This window comes from Streptomyces radiopugnans, from assembly GCF_900110735.1.
Taxonomy (GTDB): Bacteria; Actinomycetota; Actinomycetes; order Streptomycetales; family Streptomycetaceae; genus Streptomyces; species Streptomyces radiopugnans.
This window is the reverse complement of record NZ_FOET01000003.1, coordinates 455,272-478,607: the sequence shown is the minus strand read 5'-3', so window position 1 is coordinate 478,607 and position 23,336 is coordinate 455,272. Positions and strand designations below refer to the sequence as shown.

At 74.0% G+C, this 23,336-nt stretch carries 20 protein-coding genes, 1 tRNA gene and 2 pseudogenes; 11 read left to right on the top strand and 12 right to left on the bottom strand.

Annotated elements, in window-relative coordinates; all coding sequences use genetic code 11:
- Nucleotide 1 precedes the first annotated feature (1 nt).
- The gene (locus tag BMY40_RS09645) at nucleotides 2-682 is read right to left on the bottom strand and encodes an enoyl-CoA hydratase-related protein (RefSeq protein ID WP_093657543.1); all 681 of its coding nucleotides are present in this window, start codon (nucleotides 680-682) and stop codon (nucleotides 2-4) included.
- A 270-nt stretch (nucleotides 683-952) separates the two neighbouring features.
- On the opposite strand from BMY40_RS09645, the gene BMY40_RS09640 reads away from it, so the two are divergent.
- Together BMY40_RS09640 and BMY40_RS09635 are read left to right on the top strand one after the other, a co-directional pair.
- The gene (locus BMY40_RS09640; protein ID WP_093657541.1) at nucleotides 953-2,356 is read left to right on the top strand and encodes a PP2C family protein-serine/threonine phosphatase; all 1,404 of its coding nucleotides are present in this window, start codon (nucleotides 953-955) and stop codon (nucleotides 2,354-2,356) included.
- Between the two features lie 98 nt (nucleotides 2,357-2,454).
- Nucleotides 2,455-2,793 carry a hypothetical protein gene (locus BMY40_RS09635; RefSeq protein WP_093657539.1) on the top strand — a complete coding sequence of 113 codons (339 nt, stop codon included), beginning with the start codon at nucleotides 2,455-2,457 and terminating at the stop codon, nucleotides 2,791-2,793.
- Nucleotides 2,794-2,862: 69 nt separating this feature from the next.
- On the opposite strand, the gene BMY40_RS09630 is transcribed toward BMY40_RS09635, so the two are convergent.
- Nucleotides 2,863-3,531, bottom strand: coding sequence for a lytic polysaccharide monooxygenase auxiliary activity family 9 protein (locus BMY40_RS09630; RefSeq protein ID WP_093657537.1), 669 nt, complete (start codon nucleotides 3,529-3,531; stop codon nucleotides 2,863-2,865).
- A 186-nt stretch (nucleotides 3,532-3,717) separates the two neighbouring features.
- Between BMY40_RS09630 and BMY40_RS09625 the strand changes: the two genes are divergently transcribed.
- Nucleotides 3,718-4,359, top strand: coding sequence for a class I SAM-dependent methyltransferase (locus BMY40_RS09625; RefSeq protein ID WP_093657535.1), 642 nt, complete (start codon nucleotides 3,718-3,720; stop codon nucleotides 4,357-4,359).
- Between the two features lie 59 nt (nucleotides 4,360-4,418).
- Here BMY40_RS09625 and BMY40_RS09620 read toward each other — a convergent pair whose 3' ends face one another.
- Nucleotides 4,419-5,915 (bottom strand): AAA family ATPase, encoded by a 1,497-nt coding sequence (locus BMY40_RS09620; protein WP_093657533.1) that lies wholly within the window; start codon nucleotides 5,913-5,915, stop codon nucleotides 4,419-4,421.
- A 170-nt stretch (nucleotides 5,916-6,085) separates the two neighbouring features.
- On the opposite strand from BMY40_RS09620, the gene BMY40_RS09615 reads away from it, so the two are divergent.
- The 4 genes from BMY40_RS09615 to BMY40_RS09600 all read left to right on the top strand — a co-directional run bounded on the left by BMY40_RS09615 (nucleotide 6,086) and on the right by BMY40_RS09600 (nucleotide 9,658).
- Nucleotides 6,086-6,535 (top strand): archease, encoded by a 450-nt coding sequence (locus tag BMY40_RS09615; protein WP_093657531.1) that lies wholly within the window; start codon nucleotides 6,086-6,088, stop codon nucleotides 6,533-6,535.
- Nucleotides 6,536-6,741: 206 nt separating this feature from the next.
- Nucleotides 6,742-7,188, top strand: coding sequence for a DUF2267 domain-containing protein (locus tag BMY40_RS09610; protein WP_093657529.1), 447 nt, complete (start codon nucleotides 6,742-6,744; stop codon nucleotides 7,186-7,188).
- Between the two features lie 80 nt (nucleotides 7,189-7,268).
- Nucleotides 7,269-8,693, top strand: coding sequence for an RtcB family protein (locus BMY40_RS09605; protein WP_342745068.1), 1,425 nt, complete (start codon nucleotides 7,269-7,271; stop codon nucleotides 8,691-8,693).
- 782 nt (nucleotides 8,694-9,475) lie between these two features.
- A complete protein-coding gene (locus BMY40_RS09600; protein ID WP_093657527.1) occupies nucleotides 9,476-9,658 on the top strand; it encodes a hypothetical protein in 183 nt (60 codons plus the stop codon).
- A 167-nt stretch (nucleotides 9,659-9,825) separates the two neighbouring features.
- On the opposite strand, the gene BMY40_RS09595 is transcribed toward BMY40_RS09600, so the two are convergent.
- On the bottom strand, nucleotides 9,826-10,197 hold the full coding sequence (locus tag BMY40_RS09595) for a VOC family protein (protein WP_093657525.1): 372 nt from the start codon (nucleotides 10,195-10,197) through the stop codon (nucleotides 9,826-9,828).
- Nucleotides 10,198-10,291: 94 nt separating this feature from the next.
- On the opposite strand from BMY40_RS09595, the gene BMY40_RS09590 reads away from it, so the two are divergent.
- Nucleotides 10,292-10,753: a MarR family winged helix-turn-helix transcriptional regulator gene (locus BMY40_RS09590; protein ID WP_093657523.1), complete on the top strand. Its 462-nt coding sequence runs from the start codon at nucleotides 10,292-10,294 to the stop codon at nucleotides 10,751-10,753.
- A gap of 689 nt (nucleotides 10,754-11,442) precedes the next feature.
- Here the strand turns inward: BMY40_RS09590 and BMY40_RS09585 are convergent.
- The 3 genes from BMY40_RS09585 to BMY40_RS28520 form a co-directional block, all read right to left on the bottom strand.
- The gene (locus BMY40_RS09585) at nucleotides 11,443-11,706 is read right to left on the bottom strand and encodes a hypothetical protein (protein ID WP_093657521.1); all 264 of its coding nucleotides are present in this window, start codon (nucleotides 11,704-11,706) and stop codon (nucleotides 11,443-11,445) included.
- 90 nt (nucleotides 11,707-11,796) lie between these two features.
- Nucleotides 11,797-12,024 (bottom strand): hypothetical protein, encoded by a 228-nt coding sequence (locus tag BMY40_RS09580; protein WP_143071751.1) that lies wholly within the window; start codon nucleotides 12,022-12,024, stop codon nucleotides 11,797-11,799.
- A 5-nt stretch (nucleotides 12,025-12,029) separates the two neighbouring features.
- Nucleotides 12,030-12,554 carry a DUF5994 family protein gene (locus BMY40_RS28520; protein ID WP_093657517.1) on the bottom strand — a complete coding sequence of 175 codons (525 nt, stop codon included), beginning with the start codon at nucleotides 12,552-12,554 and terminating at the stop codon, nucleotides 12,030-12,032.
- Between the two features lie 171 nt (nucleotides 12,555-12,725).
- Here BMY40_RS28520 and BMY40_RS09570 point away from each other — a divergent pair, with 171 nt between their 5' ends.
- On the top strand, nucleotides 12,726-13,769 hold the full coding sequence (locus tag BMY40_RS09570) for a fatty acid desaturase family protein (RefSeq protein WP_093657515.1): 1,044 nt from the start codon (nucleotides 12,726-12,728) through the stop codon (nucleotides 13,767-13,769).
- A gap of 124 nt (nucleotides 13,770-13,893) precedes the next feature.
- Here the strand turns inward: BMY40_RS09570 and BMY40_RS09565 are convergent, their stop codons facing one another.
- Nucleotides 13,894-15,597: a SpoIIE family protein phosphatase gene (locus BMY40_RS09565; protein ID WP_093657513.1), complete on the bottom strand. Its 1,704-nt coding sequence runs from the start codon at nucleotides 15,595-15,597 to the stop codon at nucleotides 13,894-13,896.
- Between the two features lie 68 nt (nucleotides 15,598-15,665).
- Here BMY40_RS09565 and BMY40_RS28515 point away from each other — a divergent pair.
- Together BMY40_RS28515 and BMY40_RS09555 are read left to right on the top strand one after the other, a co-directional pair.
- Nucleotides 15,666-16,109: pseudogene (locus BMY40_RS28515) on the top strand (HD domain-containing protein); the annotation flags it as partial.
- Between the two features lie 5 nt (nucleotides 16,110-16,114).
- Nucleotides 16,115-16,618, top strand: a pseudogene (locus tag BMY40_RS09555) (tyrosine-type recombinase/integrase); the annotation flags it as partial.
- Between the two features lie 128 nt (nucleotides 16,619-16,746).
- Here BMY40_RS09555 and BMY40_RS09550 read toward each other — a convergent pair.
- From BMY40_RS09550 to tmk, 4 genes are all read right to left on the bottom strand, one after another.
- Nucleotides 16,747-16,820, bottom strand: a tRNA-Thr gene (locus tag BMY40_RS09550).
- Nucleotides 16,821-16,925: 105 nt separating this feature from the next.
- Complete coding sequence (locus BMY40_RS09545) at nucleotides 16,926-18,530, bottom strand: alpha/beta hydrolase (protein ID WP_093657511.1); 1,605 nt, start codon at nucleotides 18,528-18,530, stop codon at nucleotides 16,926-16,928.
- Between the two features lie 75 nt (nucleotides 18,531-18,605).
- A complete protein-coding gene (locus BMY40_RS09540) occupies nucleotides 18,606-19,868 on the bottom strand; it encodes a DNA polymerase III subunit delta' (protein WP_093657841.1) in 1,263 nt (420 codons plus the stop codon).
- A 165-nt stretch (nucleotides 19,869-20,033) separates the two neighbouring features.
- A complete protein-coding gene (gene tmk, locus BMY40_RS09535; protein ID WP_093657509.1) occupies nucleotides 20,034-23,222 on the bottom strand; it encodes a dTMP kinase in 3,189 nt (1,062 codons plus the stop codon).
- Between the last annotated feature and the right edge of the window lie 114 nt (nucleotides 23,223-23,336).

Genomic DNA, 23,336 nt, shown 5'->3' with positions numbered 1-23,336 from the left:
ATCAGCCGCCCAGGCTGAGCGGGATCTCCTCGGCGCGCAGCTCCGCGACGGCCGGGCCGTACATCCGGGACTTGATGGTGCCCAGGGTGGGGCTCGCCTTGGCGGTCAGGGATGCGGCGACCTCGATCGCGGTGGACCGGACGGCGTCCTCCTCCACCGCGCGGTCGACGATCCCGGCGGCCAGCGCGTCCTGCCCGCCGTAGCGGCGGGCGGTGGTCATGGACTCGTGGGCCGTCTGCGGGGTCAGCCGGGCCTGGATGAGGGCGGACATGCCGGGGGTGAAGGGGATGTGGATGTCGGCCTCGGGCAGGCACCAGAAGCCCCGGTCGGCGCGCATCACACGGAAGTCGTGGGCCAGGGAGAGCATCGCGCCGGCGGCGAAGGTGTGGCCCTGGAGGGCGGCCACGGTGATCAGCGGCAGGGTCAGCACCCGGGCGAAGAGTTCCTGGACGCTCGCGGCGTACTCGGCGGCCTTGTCGGTGTTGGCCAGCAGCCACTCGAGGTCGAGGCCGTTGGAGAAGAACTTGCCGGTCGCCGCGGTGACCAGGGCGCGCGGCCCCTCGGCCTTCTCCACCTCGTCCAGCAGGGCGTTGACGGAGGCGAGCCAGTCGGGGTGGAAGCGGTTCTCGCCGTCCCCGAGGTCGAGGACGAAGACGTCGCCTTGGCGGTCGAGCGCGGGCATGGCTGCTCCTTCGGGCGGGAGTGGAACCGGCCGTGGCTTCTCGGGTGCGTCCCCGACCGGGAAGCTACCGACCAGTAACGTCGATGGCCGCATGCTATCCGGCCGCCTCGCGGACAGCACCCCCGGCACCGGACCGCCGAACAGTACTTATCGAACAAAAGGGTCTTAGCATATGTCTTGTGAGGTGCCGCCGGAGAGGAACCGGCCACTCCTTCCCGGCGGAGATCACGATCGGGTAGCGTGCCCGATCCCCAGCGACGAGGAGACTCGATGGAACACGGCCAGGGGGCGCAGCGGAACGGGCAGTGGTCTCCCCCGGTCCCGCCGGCCGCCCCGGACGCCGGAGCCGGCCGGCCCCCCGATACCGCCACAGCCGGCCGGACAGCCGAGGCCGCCGAGTTCACCGACATCACCGACATCGCCGAGCAGCTCCGGTCGCTGACCCGCGCCCAGCAGCGGCTGCACAGCCTGCTCGACGCGGTGCTGGCCATCAGCCGCGAGCTGGAGCTTCCCGTGGTGCTGCACCGCATCGTCACCACGGCGATGGAGCTGGTGGACGCCCGCTACGGCGCGCTCGGCGTGCTGGACGAGAGCGGCGAGAGGCTGGAGCAGTTCATCCCCGTCGGGCTGAGCGAGGAGGAGGAGGCCGCGCTCGCCGGTGTGGAGCTCCCCCGGGGCCACGGTCTGCTCGGACACCTGATCCACAACCCCGAGCCGCTGCGGGTCGAGCACATCGGGGCCCATCCCAACTCCTCGGGCTTCCCGCCCGGGCACCCGCCGATGCGCACCCTGCTCGGCGTGGCGATCAGCGTCCGGGGCGAGATCTACGGCGACCTGTACCTGACCGACCGGCGCGACGGCCTCCCCTTCGACGCCCAGGACGAGAACATCGTCGTCGCGCTGGCGGGCGCCGCGGGCGTGGCGATCGAGAACGCCCGCCTGTTCGAGCAGGTCCGCTCCGGCGCCGAGAGCTTCCAGCGCCTGCTGCTGCCCCGGCTCCCCGACCTTCACCCGTTCAGCGGGTCGGCCGTCTACCGGCCCGCGACGGCGCCCGGGCAGCTCGGCGGCGACTGGTACGACGTCATACTGCTGCCCGACCGTTCCTGCGCGGCCGTCATCGGGGACGTCGTCGGGCACGACCTCATGGCCGCGGCCTCCATGGCCCAGACCCGCAACATGCTCCGCGCGCTGCTGTACGACCGGCGCACCCCGCCGAGCCTGGTCCTCTCCCAGCTCGACCGCACCCTCCACGCGATCACCGAGAGCCCCGTCACCACCGCCTGCCTGGCCCGCATCGAGCCGGAGGGGGACGGCTGGTGCCTGCACTGGAGCACCGCGGGCCATCTGCCGCCGCTGGTGATCACACCGGACCGGAAGGCGATCTACCTGCACGCCGACCCCGGCGTGCCGCTCGGCGTCGACACCCGGCAGCCCCGCCCCGACCACACCCACCCCCTGCCGGGCGGCACCACGGTGGTCTTCTTCACGGACGGGCTGGTGGAGCACCCGAGGCGCCCCCTGGACGTGTGCATGGACGAGCTCGCCGAGATCGCCGTCGCCCATGCCGGGGAGCCGCCGGACAAGCTGTGCCGGATCCTGGCCGACAACCACACCAGCGACGGCCACGACGACCTGGCCGTCCTCGTCCTGCGCACCCCGGATGCCCCGGCCTGACCTCACCCTTCGCCTCCGCACCGGATAAGTCGGCCCTGTTGATCATGTGCCCGGCCGCAACGGACGCGGGGACGGGTGCGTCCGGACGGAGGGAGACCGTGATCGAGACCGCCGTGAGCGTGTTCCAGCTTCTGTTCGGCCTGCTGTTCCTGGGGGTGGGATGGGACGGCTGGCGCAGACCGGGCGAAGCCTCCCTGCCGGCACGGGGCCGTCCGAGATGGGTGGTGCGGGGCCGCGCGGGAGGCTTCACGCTGATGGGGCTGGGTCTGGCCGCGGACGCCGGACTGGAGTTGCTCGGGCGTCCGGAGGTTCCGGCGGTGGGGGCCGTGCGCACGGCCGGCGCGGCCCTCGTGGTCGGCTCCCTCGCGGTGTCGGGCGTGCTGCGGATGCGGGAGCGCGCCGGCGGCCGACCGCGACTGGGCGGCGATCCGCTGTGAACGGCGGCGGGCGGCCCGGCCCCACGAGGGCCCGGAACGCCCGCCGACCGTGCGGCGATCGGCTGCGGCTCAGCCGAAGTTCACATCACTGCAGATGTAGTAGACCTGGTCCGCGTGCGAGGCCTTCCAGATCGTGTAGACGACGTGGTGCCCACTGCGGCCGGGGGCGCTGACGTTCACCCTGATGTCCGAGGTGGGGGCGTACCTGCCGGTCGTCTCGATCAGCTCCAGGTCGCCCCAGCCCAGGCGCTGGGTGGTGGGGTCGAAGCCCTGGCGGGTGACGTAGATCTGCAGGTAGTCCGCGCCGTGCTGGGCCTGGTCGCGCAGGTGCACGGTGAAGTCGCGGCCGACGTTCGTCTTCTTCCACTGGCCGGGAACGTCCATCGCGCGGTAGCGGCCGTCGCCCGTGTGCCCGGCGCTGCACAGCTGGCCGTCGGGGATGAACGCCCGGTGGTTGCCGCCGACGTTCTCGCGGTACAGGCCGTTCCAGTTCCACATGGCGTTGGTGTCGGTCTGCCACGCCTGCCAGCACATCGGGTCTTCCTGCTGCATGGCCGGGTTCTGGAAGTCGCTGCCCCAGCGCAGCCAGCAGCCGTAGTTGCGGGAGGCGGGGTCGATGACCGAGCCGTGGGCGGAGGCGGTCCCGGCCCACGGGAGCATGCCGAGCAGCACGGCGGCCAGCACGGCGAGGAGACGGGCCGTCCAGCGGCCCCCTAAGACGCGATCATGACAAGTCATTGCGGACACTTCGCTTTCGGGTGTGAGGGGATACAGTCTGGGAGCGCTCCCAGGCCGTCATCCGTGCGTTCCCCCATAGCAATCGGGCCGAAACACATTCGACAGAAATTCGACAGAAATCCACGCCCGTCCGGATCATCGGACGCGGTTGCCCAGGGCTGCCGGGGCCGTGGCATCGTCGGCGCCGTGCCCTTCGACCACAACGACCACTACCACCGGCTGCTGCTGCGCCAGGTGCCTCCGGGCTGCCGTACCGCCCTCGACGTCGGCTGCGGGACCGGGCGCTTCGCCCGGCTGCTCGCACGGCGGGGGATCGACACCGACGGGATCGACGCGTCGGCCGAGGTGATCGAGACCGCCCGCGCGGCGTCGGCCGGCCTGCCGCGGCGGCACCGGCCGCGCTTCCGCCACGCGGACGCCACCCGCGCCGAACTGCCGCACGAGCACTACGACTTCATCTCCTGCCTGGCCTCCCTCCACCACATGCCGTTCGGCACGGTCGCCGCACTTCGGGACGCACTGGCGCCCGGCGGCGTCCTGGCCGTGCTGGGCTGCCACCGGGAGACGTCCCCGGCCGACCGGGCCTGGAGCCTGGCCGCCGTACCCGCCAACGCGGCGGCCAGGCTCGCGGTCGCCGCACGGGAGGCGGTACGCCCGCCCGGCGGCGAACCGGGCCCGCCGTCCACCGTCGCGCCGGTGAGGCGGCCGGAGACGACCCTGGAGGAGGTACGGCGGGAGGCGGGTGTGCTGCTGCCCGGATCGACCCTGCGCAGACTGCTGTTCTGGCGTTACCTGCTGGTCTTCCGCAAACCCGCCGGCACCGCCTGACCGCGGGCCGGCCGCCCGCCGCCCGGCACCCGCCGCCCGTACGCCCCCCTCCGCGCGGCCTACCCGCCCCCGTACAGCCGGTCGAGGCCGACGAGCACCACCTCGCCGTCCGCTTCCGCCGCGCGCAGGGCGGGGGTGAAGCCCGCGCCGGAGTAGCAGGCGGGACGGGTGCGCGCGGTGTCCTCGCCGCGGGCGGCGAGATGGGCGATCAGCCGGCGCAGCCGCTCCAGGTGGGCCACGTCCAGCACCTCGTCCCAGCGCGCCAGCCCGACCGACAGCAGCGCACCGGGGCGTTCCCCGGCCGGCCCCCGCACCACCACCTCGGCGGCGGGGGCGGCGTCCGGCGGCGGATGGGCCGGGGAGCCGTGGAGAGCCGTGGCGGGTGCCTCCCCGAAGACGCCGGAGCCGGCGTACCCCGACGCCCAGTCCCGGCACACCTGGGCGAAGTGCGGCGCCGCCACCTCCGTCTCGAAGACGGGGCGCGCCCGGTGCCACAGAGCGTCGGCGTCCTCCCGCTCCGCCGAGGAACGCCGCGGCCGGACGACCGCGTACTCGAAGGCGAGCAGCGGCTCGGCGATCCGCAGCCGGGTGACGTTCGGGCGCAGCGCGTCGGGTTCGGCGCCCAGCAGTCCGCTCTCGTGCAGCAGTTCCAGGCAGCGGGAGACGTCGGGAAGCGGGACGTCGAGGAACTCGGCGATCTCACCGGACGTGGAGTGCCCCGAGGCGACGGCGGCGAGCGCGGAGTGGCACAGGGCGCGGTCGAGGTGGTCGGTCTCCTCCAGCAGCAGCAGCCGCGCCTCGCGGTACAGGGGGGTGCCGGGGTCGAGGACCGTCCGGCGCACCCAGGCGCCGAAGTCGTCCGGCCCGCCGGGGGTGTCGCCGCGGACGTGGTCGTACCGGTAGGCGGGGGTGCCGCCCACGACGGCGTGCACCAGGAACGCCAGGCGGGGGTCGTCCAGGCCCCACAGGCGCGCGGCCTGCCGGAAGTCCGGCGGGCGCACCTCCAGTTCCAGGTCCGCCAGCCCGTGCAGCGGCGAGGGGCCGCTGAACAGCCGGCGCATCACCGGCAGGTCGCTGCCGCACAGCAGCAGCCGGGGCCGGGCCCCGCCGTCCTCTCCGGCCGCCGCGCTCCGGCGGTGCAGGGCCGCGCAGATCACGGACGGCAGCGACGGGCTCTGCCGCACCAGACGGGGGAACTCGTCGACCACGACCGGCAGCGGCCGCCCCTCCCCAAGCCTCAGCAGGGCGTCCACGGCCGCCTCCCAGCCGCGCGGGCGGCTCCGCGCGGGTGCGCCGGCGTACTCGGCGACCTGCTCGCCCAGCATGCGCAGGGACTCCGACCGCACCGCCTCCTGCGCGCCGAACCAGAAGCCGCCGGCGGCCCCGGTGAGCGCCCGGAGCAGATGCGTCTTGCCCTGCCGCAGCCGTCCCGAGACGACGCCGAGACCGGGTCCGGGGCGGGGGTCGGAGGCGAAGGCGGTGAGCGCCTCCCACTCGGCGTCGCGGCCGAGGACCGTATCCGGCTTGGCGTACCGGAGGGCGTCGGTGCGGGACACGGGCCGCTCCCATCGGTCGGTAGCGCTCCTCGTTCCATTACACCTCCGGCCGCCCGGCGCCGCGACGCACGTACGCCCGCCCGCCCGCCCGCCCGCCGGGCGACGATGGGAACGACGGGCCGGACGGGTGCCGGGGGACCGGGGGCCGGGGAGCCGAGGAGGGCGGAACCATGGCACGAGACGGGAGCGCCGCGCGGCACGGCGGCCCCCGGGGCGGGCACCGTTCCGTCCCGCACACCGCCGACCTGCGGGTGGAGGCGTGGGCCCCGACCCGCGAGGAGTGCCTGGCGCACGCGGTGCGCGGCGTCTGCGAGTCGTTCGTGGACCTGTCGGGGGCCGTCGGCCGGCGCCGCCGGGACGTCGAGGTGCGGGCGGAGACGGACGAGGACCTGCTGGTGGCGCTGCTGGACGAGGTGGTCTACCGGCTCGACGCCGACGGCGAGGTGCCGGTGGACGCGGAACCGGCCGCCGTGCCCGGCGGGGTGCGGGCCGTGCTCCACATGGCCGACGTCGGCACGCTCGCGGAGACGGGCGCGGCGCCGAAGGCCGTCACGCTGCACGGGCTGAGCTTCGGCCGCGGAGGGCACGGATGGGAGTGCTCGGTGACGCTCGACGTCTGAACGGGCCCGCCGGACGTACCGGGCGGCCGAGCGGGTGGGCAGAGCGAGTGGGCAGAGCGGGTGGGCAGAGCGGGTGACCGCGCGGGCCGCCCGCAATACCATGGATCCAGGGCAGGGACGAAACGGCCTTTTCCGGCCACCGGTTCCGTACGGCGTCCCGCGGTGCCACGCGGCGCCACGACCTCTTTCTCCGAAGGGGAAGATCCATGTCCGCCACGCACGCGGCCGAATTCGAGCACGTCATCCACACCGCGAACATCTGGCTGAAGGCGGTGTCCGAAGCCCTGGGGACCGAGGACCGGCACCTGGCCAACCGCGTCCTGCGCACCTGGCTGCACACCCTCCGCGACCGGCTCACCGTCGACGCCGCCGCCCACTTCGCCGCCCAGCTCCCCGAACTGCTGCGCGGCGTCTACTACGACGGCTGGGTCCCCAGCTCCGCGCCGGTCAAGTACGACCGCGAGGCCTATGTGAACCGCTTCGCCCAGGAGGCCCTGGTGAGCACCGAGGCCGTCCCCCGGATCGCCCCGGCGGTGACCGAGGCCGTACGCGCGCACCTGTCGCCCGGCCAACTGGAGCGCGCGCTCGACCAGTTGCCGCACGACGTCCGCACCGTCCTCGAGTCGGCGCCGGTCCCGGCCCCCGCCGGCTGAACACGCGTCGGCGCGCGTCGGCGCGTACCGGTGCGCGCCGGCGCGGACGGCCCGGCCGCCGGAAAGCACCGGAGGGGGCCGTGGACATCACCCTGGTCGAGGAGAGCCCGTTCCGCTTCCGCATCGAGCGGCGGGGCGCGATGCGCGTGCCCGGCACCGTGTTCGCCACCCGCGCCCTGCTGCCCGAGGCGGCGGGCGACCAGGCGCTGGAGCAGGTGGCGAACGTGGCCACCCTGCCCGGCGTCGTCCGCGCCTCCTTCGCCATGCCCGACGTCCACTGGGGGTACGGCTTCCCGATCGGCGGGGTGGCCGCCACCGACGTCGAGGCGGGCGGCGTGGTCTCGCCCGGCGGCGTGGGCTTCGACATCTCCTGCGGGGTGCGCCTCCTGGCCGCCGGCATCGACCGCGACGCGCTGGAGCCCCGCCTGCGCGAGCTGATGGACGTCCTGGGCGACACCATCCCGCGCGGCACCGGCCCCGGCGGCCTGTGGAGGCTCCCCGGGCGCCCGCAGATGGAGGAGGTGCTGGCCGGCGGCGCCGGATACGCCGTCGAGCAGGGCCACGGCGTACCGCGCGATTTGACCTTCTGCGAGGACTACGGCGCCCTGGAGGAGGCCGACCCCTCCCAGGTGGGGGCGCGGGCCGTGGAACGCGGCCTCCGGCAGGTCGGCAGCCTGGGCTCGGGCAACCACTTCCTGGAGGTGCAGGCCGTGGACCGGGTCCACGACGAGAAGGCCGCCGCCGCCTTCGGGCTGCGCCCCGGCGGGGTGTGCGTGATGATCCACTGCGGCTCCCGGGGCCTGGGCCACCAGGTGTGCACCGACCACGTCCGCGTCATGGACCGCTCGCTGCGCCGCTTCGGCATCTCCCTGCCGGACCGGCAGCTCGCCTGCGCGCCGGTCGTCTCCCCGGAGGGGCGGGCGTACCTGGGGGCCATGGCCGCCGCCGCCAACTACGGCCGCGCCAACCGCCAGTTGCTCACCGAGGCCGTGCGCCGCGCCTTCACCTCGGCGGCGGGGGTGGAGGTGGACCTGGTCTACGACGTCTCCCACAACATGGCGAAGACCGAGACCCACGAGGTGGACGGCGTACCGCGCCGCCTGTGCGTCCACCGCAAGGGTGCCACCCGCGCGCTGCCGCCCGGCCACCCGGACCTGCCCGGGGAGCTCTCCGGCGCCGGGCAGCCGGTGCTGATCCCCGGCACCATGGGCACCGCCTCCTACGTCCTGGTCGGCGAACCCGGCAACGATGCCTTCCTCTCCACCTGCCACGGCGCCGGCCGGGTCTGGAGCCGCCACCAGGCGCTGCGCCGGGTCCGCGGCGAGGAGCTGCGCGGCCGCCTGGAGTCCGAGGGCGTCGCCGTCCGCCCGTCCTCCTGGCGCGGCCTGGCCGAGGAGACCCCGGAGGCCTACAAGGACGTCGACGCGGTCGCCGCCGCCACCGAGGGCGCGGGCCTGGCCCATCTGGTCGCCCGCCTGGTACCGCTGGGCGTCGTCAAGGGCTGAGGGGCCCGGGTCCGTCGATCGCCCCACGGGCCACCGGGTGAGCCCCAGGGCCGCCGGGAGGCGTGGCCGGGCACGTCCGCTTCGCCGCTCGCCCGAACGAGCGCCGCGACGGCAGACTGCCGGGCCTCGGCCTCCTCCCGCTCGGACCCCCGGCCTGATCCGCTTTCCGCCAAGGGTGCCTCGGATGACGGCGAACGTGTCCCACGGGACGTCGAACTTCACCGAGACACGGATGCACGTGCAGATGCACATGCACTTGCACGTGAACTCGACTATAGTGCCGGGGAGTTGGAGTGATCGGCCAGTAGTCGTCCACATGTCCGCAGGAGGTCTCGATGACCCTCGCGTGCACCGGCACGGCGCTCGGGGCGCACACTGAGGCAGCCCGGCGCGGCCGCGCCCGGAGAGCGGGCTCCCCTTCGCCCGCGCCCGTCGGTGGTGCGCCGTACGACGGCGGCATCGCTCCCGGCGGCTGACACGGCCGGCCGAGCGGGAAGCCTCCGTGACCACGCCGGCCGGAGAACCGGACGCACCCCGCGAACTCCCGGCCGCCGGCGGGCCCCGGCTTCTTCGGCACCTGCGGACCGTGCGGCCCTGCCGACGGGGCTCCGTCGCCTCCACCGCGCCACGAGCCGGCGCGGTGGAGGCCGGGGCGGATTCCGTACCCCTTACGCGGAGAGAGCCCGCGACCCGACCCCAGGTTTCCTACGCCACCGGGTCGGGCGGGGCTCTCTGCGCGGTGACCTCGCAAGACCGCGAAGACCCTGAAAGGAACACCAGTCATGCAGCATAAGCGCATCGGCGTCTCCGCCGCTCAGCGAGCCGGGGCCGCCCTGCGGCGCCTCGCCCGGTGGGGGTTCCGGCGCCGCCGTATCGCCGCCGACCACCTCCTGCGGGGTGTCTGTTCCGGTATCGGAACCACCGCGGTGGGACTGGCCGTGGTCTGGTTCCAGTCCCGCCACTGACCCGTCCGGACCCCATGGCACAGGGCCGCCGGCCGAGGGGAGGGCCGGACGCGGCACCCCGTCGTGGCCCTGCCGGCAGGGGGCCGCGGTGAGGCCCTCCACAAAACGCGGGCCCGCCGCGAGCGGGAACGGATCCCGGAGGGCTGAGGACGGCGCGGCCCGCACGGTCAGCCTCCGTGCACGGTGAGCCGGTAGCCCTCCGGGCCGGTGAAGGAGAACGTCGGCCCGAACGGGCTGTCCTGCAGCGGGGTGACGTCTTCCGTACCGGCCGCGACGAGCCGCTCGCGCAGCGCCGGGGCATCGGTGGTGCGCAGCCACAGCGCCACACCCAGGCCGGGACGTGCGACGTCGCCCAGGTCGACGCCGGGCAGCGGCTCACGGACGGCGAACGGGATCGGGGTGGTGGCGAATACGACCGCGTGGTCCGGCCCGCCGGGCGCCCGGCGCAGTCCGAGCCTCTCCTCGAAGAAAGCGGCCGCAGCCGGTATGTCCCTCACCTGCAGGGCGACGAAATCGGGGCCTTCGACGGTGGCGCTCATGGTGGCTCCAGAGGGTGGTCTGCGACAACAACGATGTCAGGGTTCTGACATAGGAGAAGGTAGACGCCGCTTCCGCATGTGTCAAAATGCTGACATGAAAGATCGTGCGCCAGTGCCTCCGCCCCATCCAGCGAAAGACATCACCGAGCACGTGGGCTACCGCCTCAAGAAGGCTTCGGCCGCCTTGCGCGGCGCCATGGACAAGGCCCTGCGCGAGCATGACCTCACCGTCCCCCAGTACTCCTGCCTGGAACTCCTCGACGAACAGCCCGGCCTGTCCAACGCCGACCTCGCCCGGGGCACCTTCGTCACCCGGCAGTCGGCCAACGTCGTCCTGCGCGGCCTCAAGGACGCCGGCCTGATCACCCAGGCCACCAGCACCGACCACGGCCGGTCCCTGCCCATCCACCTCACCGCGGCCGGACAGCAGCGCCTGCACGCCGCCCGCAGCGCCGTCTACGCCATCGAACAACGCATGGTCCGGAGCATCCCGGCACGGCGGATGACGGCGCTCCTGGCCGACCTCGACACCATGGCCGAGGCCCTCGGCCCATGACCGCCCTCACGGCCACGTCACCGCGGCCGCCCCGGGGAACGGGAGGCCCTCGCTTGCCGTTGGCGTCCAGGCGAGAATGGCCTTCGGCGGCGGAATCTCCGAGCGCCACCCACGACGAGCACCGAAGCGACGGCTTGCGGTCCACCGAAGTCGGCCGGCCCGAGAAGCCGCAGAGCCGGAAGCCGGTGCCCCCGCTCACGCAAGCAGTCCCACGGCACCCCGGCTGTGTGACGTCCCATGCCCGAGCAACAGAGAACCCCGGGGCAGAGTTATCCGACCCGGGGTCCTCGGAGCCGCCCAAGGGAATCGAACCCTTGACCTACGCATTACGAGTGGGGTCGCGTTCCTGTCGGGCAGTGCCCGGCCGTGCCGCATGCTGCTGTTTCTCCTGGTCAGCACCACGCAGCATGCTGTTCGGTCCTGCTCGTGGCAGCCCGTACGCCGCCGTCCGCTCACACGTCGCCCACACACGGGGAGCCGTGGTCGGCCGGACCGGCAGGACTGCAGCCAGCCCCCACCCGGGCGGTCTTCCGCATCGGGAGGTGTGCTCGTACACCCTCCCCGTCAGGTGGCGGTCGCCGCTTCGCAACCGGCCGAAGGCCGATCGGTCGCTGGTGACTGGACTCCACACGGACTGGCTACTTCGCGAGAATCGGCATGTGGGCCACGAGGCGGTCGCGGGCTCCGTCTCAGGACTCGTCGGTCCGGTCGTGGTCGTTCCCGGAGGTCCGGCTGGCCACCAGCCAGGAAGGCGCGGTGCCTGCCGGGCGGGTGGTGTCCACGGTGAGGTGGAGTCTGGTGCCGCCCCCGCTGTGGGCGGGATAGCTGCGCTGTTCGTCGGCGGCGAAGCAACTGCGCAGAACCTCCGCGACGCGGCGGGCGGCCTCGGGGGAGGCCGCGACGATACGGACCTCGGCGTACCCGGCCGAGGGCATCGGTTCCTCAGGCTCCATGGTGAACCCGCTTCCCTGGGTGAGACGGCGTGTCGGCGCGTGGTGCGTTCGGGCGCGGCCCTTCGCCCGCCCGGCCGGAGCCGGCCGGCGTCATCCGGTGGGCCCGTCGCGGTGCTCGCGGCGGCCGGAAGCGTCGGAGGATCCGCCGGTCGGACGCCACCGCTTCGGCTTCGTGCCACGACCACCGGGCCCGGACTGGGTGTCGCTGTAGCGGAACACTGTGATCCGTTCATCGCGCTGGGCGTTGAGCCGGTGGATCACAAGGACTCCCAGCATGATCACCCCGATGATCACTGCCACGGTGATGCCGATCTCCACGGTCCTCACAGCCTCTGCGTTCGGTGTTCGACCTCGGTCGGACGCGGCGAGAAGGGCGAGAAGAAAGCCCCCGCCGCCCGCCCTCCGCTCCCGGTCCGGGGCTCCGCGACAGTACGGGTTCCCTCCCCGCGCGTCATGAATCCGCCGACCGCGAGGAGACTTCCCACCACGGTCGCTACGGGCGCCGGCCAGGCGGCCGTCTCGCCGGTCGTCTCCGGCGGGACCACCAGCAACTCGCAGCGGCCCGCGGTGTGGGAGAGCAGGATCAGTTCGTGCGGGTGGTGCTCGTCCAGGAACCACCCGACACGCACAGTGCGCCCGGTGACGCGCACCTCACGCGGAACGACGGGCCAGCCGGTCGGGTCGACGGTGATGCGGACGACGTGCCCCCAGACATCGGCCGACTGCCCGGGCCCTTGCCGCGCCCGCTCGCGCCAGGCGCCCGCCGGAAGCGGAAATTCGGGAGCCCGGCGGGCGCAACGCCGGGGCGCCGACCCCGGCCTCGCGAAGAGCACGCGGTGGTGGTCCATACCGCCGAGGGTCGAACCGGCGGGGCCGGTCGGGTTTCCGCCCCGCCGGCCCGGGCACCACGACCGAGCGGAGCGAGGACGACCACGACACCGAGTCGCTCCACGGATTCGCCTGTGTCCGGCCATGGCCCGGGCCACGTCACCGCACTCCGATGAGAAGGACGCACCGCCATGACCACGCACACCACCTCCCACCCCCTGCCCCCGCACGCGTCCGGCAGCGACTTCGCCCGGCTGTCCAAGAAGATCGCCGACGCCGGCCTCATGGAGCGCCGTCCCGGCTACTACGCGGTCCGGATCGCATCGGTGACCGCGCTCTACGCCGTCGGCTGGACCGCCTTCGTCCTCGTCGGCCGCAGCTGGTGGACACTGGCCGTCGCCGCCTTCCTCGCCCTGGTCTTCGGCCAGGTCGCCCTGCTCGCCCATGACGTGGCCCACCGCCAGGTGTTCCGTCTGCGCGGGCCCAGCGAGACGGCCGGGCGGATCGCCGGGGCGTGCATCGGGATGGGCTACGGGTGGTGGCAGGACAAGCACACCCGCCACCACGCCAACCCCAACCACGAAGGACTCGACCCCGACATCGCCCCCGACCTGCTGGTCTGGTCCCAGGACCAGGCCCGCGCCGCCAAGCGGCTGCCCCGTCTGATCGGCCGCTGGCAGGCTTTCCTGTTCTTCCCGCTGCTCACGCTGGAGGGCCTGAACCTGCACGTGTCGAGCGCACGGGCGCTGGCCAACCGCTCCCTGAAGAACCGCGTGCTGGAGGGCACGCTGCTGTTCGCGCACTTCGCGGTCTACCTGACCGCGCTGTTCTGGGTGCTGTCGCCCGGTATGGCGATCGCCTTCCTCGCCGTCCACCAGGGCCTGTTCGGCGTCTACCTCGGCTCCATCTTCGCCCCCAACCACAAAGGCATGCCGATCCTGACCGGCGAGGACCGCCCGGACTTCCTGCGCCGCCAAGTGCTCACCTCACGCAACGTGCGCGGCGGCCGGTTCACCGACATCGCGCTGGGCGGGCTGAACCACCAGATCGAGCACCACCTGTTCCCCAGCATGCCCAGTCCCAACCTGCGCAAGGCGCGGCCCATCGTCCGCCGCCACTGCGAGGAACTGGGGGTGGACTACCTGGAGACCGGGCTGCTCACCTCCTGGCGGCAGGCGCTCATCAGCCTTCACCGGGCCGGAGCCCCGATCCGCGACGCCCGCGTTCCCGCCTAGCCACCGCCACCGGCGGGACAACGGGCACGCCGCCGCGCTCCCGGGCCAGGAATCTCCACGGGACCGTCAACGGACGGAGTCCGGGCGGGGCGGCCAGTGGTCCACCGCCTCGTTCCCCCGGGGCTCAGTCGGGGACGCGCAGAGCGAGGAGGGCGATGTCGTCGGTGCTGCCGGAGGACATGCGGGCGAGGACCTGGTCGCAGAACTCCTCCAGCGGGCGGCGGGCGAGCGCGGCGGCGTGGCGGCGGAGACGCCCCAGACCGGTGTCCAGGTCGGTGCCGCGCACTTCGACCAGGCCGTCGGTGTAGAGCAGCAGGGTGGAACCGGGCGGCAGGGGCGCTGTGGCGTCAAGGCGTCCGCCGCCGAGGCGGGCCCCCAGGAGGAGGCTCTGCCCCTGTTCGAGGTACTCGGCGTGCCCGTCCGGCGTGGCCAGGAGGGGCGGCGGGTGGCCCGCGCTGGTCCACCGCAGCCGCCAGGGACCGCTCTCGGGCCCCTCGACCCGGGCCAGCACGAGGGTGGCCATGGGAACGCTGGTGATGGCGGGTATGGCGTCGTCGAGGCGGTCGACGATGGCACTGGGCGGTCGGGTGCGGTCCCAGGCCAGCGCGCGCAGCATGCCGTGGAGCTGGGCCATGCCCGCCGCGGCCGCCAGGTCGTGGCCGACGACGTCACCGATGACCAGCGCCGTGGCACCGTCGCGCAGGGGGAAGGCGTCGTACCAGTCACCGCCCACCTGGGAACCGACCGGGGCGGGCTGATAACGGGCGGCCAGGCGCAGCGGTCCGGGCTGGGGCAGGGAGGCCAGCAGATTGCGCTGCATGGCCTCGGCGATCTCGCGCTGCCGACCGAAGAGGCGGGCGTTGTCGATGGCCAGCCCCACACGGCGGCCCATGTCCCCGGCCAGCGCCAGGTCGGCGGCGTCGAACGGCCGGGCGGTACCGGTACGGACCAGGGTGAGAGCCCCGGTGACCTGCCGGGCGGTCCCCAGGGGCACCGTGACGGCGGAGGTCGCACCCAGCGACTGCAGGAACCCGGCCTGGACGGCGGCCAGCGCGGAGTCGGGCGGCGCGGCGATCTCCCCGGGACCCAGCAGAACGGCCTCGCCGCCGTGCAGCACCCGCACCAAGGGGGAGCGGGAGTGCTCGACCACCGCCGGAAGGGTGCCCTGCCACGCCTCCCGCTCGGCGTCCCGGTCCTCGGGGCCGGTCACCGCGACCCGGCGCACCTCACCCTCGACACGCAGGTCGATGGCGGCCCAGTCCGTCAGCCGGGGCACCAGGAAACGGCCCAGCCGACTGAGGGTCTCCTCGGTATCGAGGGTCTGGGCCAGGATCGCGCTGATCTCCGCCACCAGAGCCATCCGACCGGTGAGGTCCTCCAACGCGGTCACGCGCGACGCCCTGTCCTCGGACGCCTCCCGGCCGACGGTGGTGCGGGCGAACAGCACCGTCATACCCACCCTACAGCCGCCCCTGGCCACGGGAGCGCCGGACCAGACAACCGGGAGCAACTGCCCGTCACCACGCAGGAAACCGCCTCCCCCACCCCGGGCCGGGATACCGAGGGCGAGGGCCGCGAGCAACGGGCACTCCTCGCGCGGAACCACCGTGCCGTCGGTGCGACGGTGCAGCAGGTCATGGAAATCCTCCCCGACCATCACCCCCGCGGTGCGGCCCAGCAACTCCTCGGCGGCAGGATTGACCGCGACGATCAGACCGGAGGAGTCCACCACGGCCAAACCGGCACCCAGATGGTCGAACACCTCCCGCCAGAACGCCGGCCCCGCCGCCCACTGCCGCCCCTCGCCACCGACCGCATCCTGGACCACGCGATTCCTCCAGTCGGTAGAAAATCCGCCGCCCACTGCCGGACAGCAGCAGTCGAAGGCCGCCACCGCTGACAGCTCCCACGAGCGGGGAAGCCGTACCGGACAAGTCGCTTCCCCGCCGCTGGGTCCGTTCCCAGGGCGTGGCACGCCGCGCGGCCAGGCCAGCCGCGCTTCTGGGGCCTGGCGCCGAACTCCCGGCGGCCGCCGCCGTGCTGCACGACGTAGGGTACGCGCCGCGGCTGGCCGTGACGGGCTTCCACCCGCTGGACGGGGCCCGGTTCCTGCGTGATGAGCTTGGTGCGGACGAGCAGTTGGTGCGGTTGGTGGCGAACCACTCGTTCGTGCTGCTGAAGGCCGAGGATCGCGGGCCGCGGGAGGTACTGAAGGCGGAGTTCCCGCTGTTGGAGGACCAGTTGCTGGTGGACGCGCTGGTCTACTGCGGCATGACGACGCCCGACGGGGAGCGGACCACCGCCGGGGAGCGGGTGGCCGAGATCCTGGGGCGCTGCGGGACGGCAGCGTGCTGGAGCGGCACCGCAAACAGCAGGAGGCGGACCGCGCTGAGTGGGGCTCCGCCTGGGTCGAGACCGGCCTCGTCTTCACCCGGGAAGACGGCTCCTGGCTGCACCCCGGCAAGGTCACCGATCTCTTCGAGCGGCTTGTCGCGGCTTCCTGCCTCCCGCCGATCCGGCTGCACGACCTCCGGCACGGTGCGGCCACGCTCATGCTCGCCGCCGACATCGACATCGACATCGACATCGACATCAAGATCGTGTCGGACACCCTCGGGCACAGCGACACCCGGATCACGCGGGACATCTACCAGGGCGTCCTCCCCCACGTCGGCAAGAACGCCGCCGAGGCCACCGCCAGACTCGTCCCCCTCCGGCGCGAGGCGGAAGCGGAAGAGGCCGCGCGCAGGGCGGAGAAAGCCCGGAGGAAGGCCGAGCGAGCCAGGAAGGCCCAGGCCGAGGGCGAGAAGAAGAGCCCGAAGGCCAAGCGGAAGAAGCCCAATAAGTAGGGCCCGCCTGCCCTCCGCTCACGCATCGCTCACGCGAGCCGTCCCACGGCGCTCCGGCCGTGTACCCCGCCATGCCCCGAGCAGCAGAAAACCCCAGGCCAGAGACGATCTGACCTGGGGTTCCTCGGAGCCGCCTAAGGGAATCGAACCCTTGACCTACGCATTACGAGTGCGTCGCTCTGGCCGACTGAGCTAAGGCGGCGATGCGTGCGGCGAACCGCAGCGCGCTCAAGTCTACACAGTGCCCAGGGGTGCCCCGTACCGGATTCGGTACGGGGCGGGGATCAGGGGGCAGCGGATCAGCGGATCAGGAGCACTTCTCGCCGTCGGCGGGGACCTTGCCCCGCAGCAGGTAGGCGTTGACCGCCGAGTCGACGCAGTCGCTGCCGCGCACGTACGCCGTGTGGCCGTCGCCCTCGTACGTCAGCAGGGTCGCCGAGGAGAGCTGCTCGGCCAGGCCCCGGGACCACTTGTACGGGGTCGCCGGGTCGCGGGTGGTGCCGACGACCAGGATGGGGGCGGCGCCCTTCGCCTCGATGCGGTGGGGCTCACCGGTGGGCGGATGCTGCCAGTACGTGCAGTTCAGGGCCGCCCAGGCGAAGTTGCGGCCGAAGACCCCGGAGGCCTTGCGGAAGTCCGGGACGGCTTTCTCCGCCTCGGCCGGGTTCTCGAAGGGGGCGGGCAGGTCGAGGCAGTTGACGGCGGCGTTGGCGTACATGATGTTGCCGTAACCGCCGTCGGCGCCGCGCTCGTAGTAGTCGTCGGCCAGCGACAGCAGTTCCGCGCCGTCGCCCTTCTGCGCGGCGGTGAGCGCCGAGCGCAGCTTCGGCCAGTAGTACTCGGTGTACATGGCGTTCAGCACGCCGATCGTGGCCAGCGACTCGGTCAGCTTCCGCGACTCGCCCGTGGCGATCGGCTTGGCGTCCGTCTTCTCGAAGAAGTCGCTCAGGCGCTCGCCCGCCTCCTTCGTGCTCCCGTTGCCCAGGGGGCAGTCGTCGAGCTTGACGCAGTCCTCGGCGAAGGCGGTGAAGGCCGTGTCGAACCCCGCCGTCTGATCGAGGTTGAGCTGCTCGGAGGTGAGCGAGGGGTCCATGGCGCCGTCCAGGACGAGCCGGCCGACGCGGGAGGGGAAGAGCCCGGCGTAGGTGGCGCCGAGGTAGGTGCCGTAGGAGGCGCCGACGTAGGTCAGCTTGTCGTCGCCGAGCACCTGGCGCAGGACGTCCATGTCGCGGGCGGCCTCGACGGTCGAGACGTGGCCGAGCAGGTCGCCCTCCCGCTTCTCGCAGCCCTTGGCGAACTTCTCGAAGGCCGCCGCCAGCTTGTCGATCTCGCCCTTGTCGTCGGGGGTGGCGTCGGTGCGGACGTAGTCGTCCATCTCCTTGTCGGTCAGGCACTCGATGGGCTCGCTGCGGGCCACGCCGCGCGGGTCCATGCCGACGATGTCGTACCGGGCGCGCACCGGGGCCGGGTAGCCGACGCCCGCCGCGAGCTGGACGTAGTCGACGGCGGAGCCGCCCGGGCCGCCCGGGTTGACGTGCAGGGCGCCCAGCCGTCTGCCGGGGCCGGAGGCCTTCTTGCGGGTGACGGCCAGTTTCAGGTCCTTGGACTCGTCAGGCGCGGCGTAGTCCAGAGGCACCTTCAGCTCGGCGCACTGGAAGCCGGAGACACCGCACTTCTTCCAGCTCAGCTTCTGCCCGTAGTACCGCTTGAGGTTCGCCGGGACCGCCTCGGGCAGCGGTTCGAGCGGCTTGGCCGGGTTCACCGCGCGGTCGTCCGAGGGGCGTGACGACGAACGGGAGGGCTCGGCGCCGCGCTCGGGCTCCGGATCGTCCGAACCGGAGCAGCCCGACAGCAACAGCGCGGCCGTCGCGAACGCGACGCCACCGGTACGGAGCAGACGCCTGGTGTCCATGACCTTGGAGCGTATACGGGCCGGAGCCGCCAGGGGGTGAGCCGCCGCCGGAGTCCGTGGCGGCGGAGGAGGAGGTCAGCCCGCGCGGAGCGCCACCGCCATCGCCTCAACGGCCAGCAGGGGGGCCACATTGCGCTCGATGGCGCGGCGGCACTCCAGTACCGCCTCCATGCGGCGGAGCGTCTGCTCCGGACGGGTGGAGGCGGCGATCCGCTCCACCGCGTCGCGGACGTCCTCGTTGGCGATCGCCACCTGTGAGCCGAGCTGGCGGACCAGCACGTCGCGGTAGAAGGCGGTCAGGTCGAGCAGGGCGAGGTCCAGGGAGTCGCGCTGGGCGCGGGTGGCGCGGCTCTTCTGCCGCTTCTCCAGGTCCTTCATCACTCCCGCCGTGCCGCGCGGGAGCCGCCCGCCCTCGGAGGCGCCGAGCGCGGCGCGCATCTCCTCGGTCTCCCTGGCGTCCACCTCCTCGACGGCCTCCTTGGCGTCCTCGCCGGCCGCGTCGACCAGTTGCTGGGCGGCCCGGAGCGCGTCGCCGATGTCCTCCATCCGGGTGGGCAGGGCGAGGACGGCGGCACGGCGCGTACGGGCCCGCGCGTCGGTGGCCAGGCGCCGGGCCCGGTCGATGTGGCCCTGGGTGGTGCGGGCGGCGGCCACCGCCACGTCCGGCTCGATGCCGTCGCGCCGGATCAGCATGTCGGCGACGGCGTCCACCGGCGGTGTGCGCAGCACCAGATGGCGGCAGCGGGAGCGGATCGTGGGCAGGACGTCGTCGGCGGAGGGCGCGCACAGCAGCCACACCGTGCGGGGGGCGGGCTCCTCGACGGCCTTGAGGAGTACGTTGGCCGCACTCTCGGTCAGCCGGTCGATCTCTTCCAGGAGGACCACCTGCCAGCGGCCTCCGGACGGGGAGAGCTGGGTGCGGCGTACCAGATCACGGGTGACGTCCGCGCCGATGCTGAGCTGGTTCGTACGGACCACCTCGACGTCGGCGTGCGTGCCGATCAGCGCCGTGTGGCAGCCGTCGCAGAAGCCGCAGCCGGGTGCGCCGCCCAGGGCGCGGTCGGGGCTGACGCACTGCAGGGCGGCGGCGAAGGCGCGGGCGGCGGTCGCCAGGCCGGAGCCGGGCGGGCCGGTGAACAGCCAGGCGTGGGTCATCGCCGAGCCGGACAGCCCGGACGGCCCCGACGGTCCGGGCGATTCCGGCGTCCCCGCCCGGCTCCCCTCGTCTCCGGACGCACCGGAGGCGGCGGCCGTGACGTACGCGTCGGCGTCGCGCGCCGCCGCGGTGAGCTGCTCCACGACCCTGTCCTGCCCGACCAGGTCGTCCCATACGGCCATGGCCCCGTCGCCCTCCCTCCGCGCGCCGCCCGGTCCGTCCGGTGCCGGTCCGCCGTCCGGCGCCGCCGCGTGCTGCTCGGCGCCGGACGGCGTTTCCGCCATTGTCCCGCACTGCTGTGACAGCCGGGGACGGCCGGCTCGCGGCAGGGTGCGGCCCGCCGGGCGTCAGCCCCGGCGGCCGCGCCGCCGGCCGTCCTCCTCGTCCTCGACGAACTCCTGGTGGGGGCCGAGGAGTTCGTCCGCGAGGGTGGGCAGGTCGTCCATCGGCGTCTCCTCCGCCCACTCGGGGCGGCGGCGGGGACGGCCCGCCTCGTCGACCTGCGGCAGTTCCCGGGTGCGCTCCTCCCCTGCCGCGGGCGGGGCGGCCGGGGGCTCGGCACCGGGCTCGCCCTTGCGCAGCGACCACGACGGCGCCCGGTCCCCGGGGCCCATCCGCGGCAGCGGGGCGGTCTCGTCCCCGGGGGCCGCGGTCGCCCCCGCAGGGGGAGCCGGGGGGGCCGGGGGAGCCGACGGCGCCTGCTGCGGCAGGACGACCGTCTCCTCCGCGTCCGGCGAGACCCGCGGCAGGACAGTGGTCTCGTCGGCCTCGTTCCCGGCGCTCCCCGCGCTCGCGGCACCGGCACCGGCACCGGCACCGGCACCCGGAGCCTCGTCCTTGCGCAGCGAGTGCCTCTGCCGTGCCTCCCGGGACTCGCGCTCCTCCCGCTCCCGGCGGGCCGCCTCCTCCGCCTCGGCGGCCCTGCGGGCCTGCTCGGCGCGGAGCAGCGCCTCCTCGGCCTTGCGCTGCTTCTCCAGCCGGCGCTCCTCGGCCTCGGCCCGCAGCCGGGCCTCCTCCTCGGCCAGACGGCGCCTGCGCTCCTCCTCCTCGCGGCGGGCGCGTTCCTCGGCCTCGCGCCGACGGCGCTCCTCCTCCGCCAAGCGGCGGGCCTCCTCGGCGCGCTGCCGGGCCTCCTCGGCCCTGCGCAGCTCCTCGCGGCGCCGGGCCTCCTCCTCCTCGCGCTTCCTGCGCTCCTCCTCCTCGGCGCGCAGCCGCTCCAGACGCTCCTGGCGCTCGCGCTCCAGGCGCTCCTCCTCGGCCTTGCGCGCGGCCTCTTCCTCCGCACGCCTGCGTGCCTCCTCCTCGGCCCTGCGGCGCGCCTCCTCACGGGCGGCGATCTCGGCCTCGGACAGCGGCAGCATCTGGTCGAGCCGGTGCCGTACGACCGTGGTGACGGCCTCGGGCTCCAGGCCCGCGTCCACCACCAGGTAGCGGGTGGGGTCGGCGGCGGCCAGGGTGAGGAAGCCGGAGCGGACCCGCCGGTGGAACTCGGCGGACTCCGACTCCAGCCGGTCGGGCGCCTCGGTGAACCGCTCGCGGGCGGTCTCCGGCGAGATGTCCAGCAGCACGGTCAGATGGGGTACGAGTCCGCCGGTGGCCCAGCGGGAGATCCGGGCGACCTCCGTCGGCGACAGGTCGCGCCCGGCCCCCTGGTAGGCGACGGAGGAGTCGACGTAGCGGTCGGTGATGACGACCGCGCCGCGCTCCAGGGCGGGGCGTACGACCGAGTCGACGTGCTCTGCCCGGTCGGCGGCGTAGAGCAGGGCCTCGGCGCGGTGCGACAGGCCGGCCGAGGAGACGTCCAGCAGGATCGAGCGCAGCCGCTTGCCGATCGGGGTCGCCCCCGGCTCGCGGGTGACGACGACCTCGTGGCCCTTGGAGCGGATCCATTCGGCCAGCGCCTCCACCTGCGTGGACTTGCCCGCGCCGTCGCCACCCTCCAGGGCGATGAAGAAGCCGGTGGGCGAGGGGGCCTGGAGCGGCTCGGAGCCGCCGCCGAACGCCTCGCGCAGATCGCGCCGCAGCGGCACGCCCTGCCGGTCGTCGAGGCGGACCAGGACGAGGGCCGCCACCGGCAGCAGCAGCGCGCCGACCAGCATCAGTGTGAAGGCCGCGCCGCCGTGGGCGAAGACGAAGTCGCCGCTCTCGACCCGGTGCGGGCCGATGAGGGCCGCCAGCACGGGCGCGGCGACGGCCGCGAGCGCGATGCCGACGTGCACGGACGCGTGCAGGTGGTCGGTCATCCGGGCGCGGCGGGACTCCTCGGTCTCCTCGTCCAGGAGGGTGTGCCCGGTGTTCGCGGCGACTCCGGCGGACAGGCCCGCGAGCAGGAGCAGCAGCAGTACGGCGGTGGTGTCGGGGGTCAGCCCGGCCGCGAGCAGGGCCAGGCCGGCCAGCGCGACGGACAGGGCGAGCAGCCGCCTGCGGGACAGCGCGGGCAGTACGCGCGGGGCCCGGCGGACGCCCGCGGCGGTGCCGCCGGTCAGCGCCAGGACGAACAGCCCGAACAGGACCGGGCCGCCGCCCAGGTCCATGGCGTGCAGCACCGCGAGCGCGGCGGCCGCGGCGACGGCGGCGGCCACGCAGGCTCCGGTCAGGACGAGCAGCGGGGCGGCGCCGGTGCGGCCCCTGTCCACGGCCTTGCGGACGGTCTTGCCGTCCGCGCCCTTCTCCGGCCTGCCGGTGCGGGGGCGGCGCAGGCCCTCCAGCGGGGAGCGGGGGCGCGGGGTCCCGCCGCCGGGCAGGTGCAGGAAGTACAGCAGGGCGATCGACGCGGCGAACAGGCCGGACGCGGCGTAGGACGCCAGTGCCGCCTGGTGGGTGGTGAACCACTCGATGCCCGCGCCCAGCAGGTTGCCGACCAGGGTGATCGCGACCAGCCCCGCGGCGGCCGCCGGGATGGCCAGGAAGCCCGTGCGCAGCCACAGGCGGCGCAGCGCGTCGTGGTGGTCCGGCAGGGGGCGCACCGCCGCGCCCTCGGGGGGCGGCGCGGGCAGCAGCGTGGGGGCGGCGCTGTCCTTGGCCACGCCCCGGACCCGTTCGGCGACTCCGGTGAGGAAGACGGTGACCAGCAGGAACGCGAACGCCTGGTCGGGGGTCCAGTCGATCCACAGCGGCGCGACGATCATCAGCGCCAGCCGTACGCCGTCCGCCCCGATCATGGTCCAGCGGCGGTCGAGCACGCCGCCGGAGTCCGCGGTCAGGGAGGAGAGCGGGCCCAGGAGCACGGCGCCGAAGAGCAGGGTGGCCAGCAGCCGGACGGCGAACACGGCGGCGACGGCGAGCGCCACTCCGCGGTAGCCGCCGCCCAGGACGGGGGCGCCTCCCATGGCCGGTACGGCGACGGCGGCCTGGAGTGCCAGCAGCACCAGGACCAGCAGGGCGAGGGCGTCACCGACACCGCCGGCGAGCTGTGCGCCCCACAGCCGGCGCAGGGGGGCATGCCTCAGCAGGGCCCGTACGGCGCGCTCGCGGGAGTCCGCGGCCAGGGCTTCGGAGGTGGTGGACACGACCGGTGGCTGCTCTGCACGCGTCATCCCGCAAGCCTATCGGTCGGGGGTACGGGGGCTGCGATGCGGCCGGACGAGCGGCCGGGGAAGCTGTTACGGACGGACACGTGCGGAAGGTTCCCGCACGTGCCGTCCGTATGC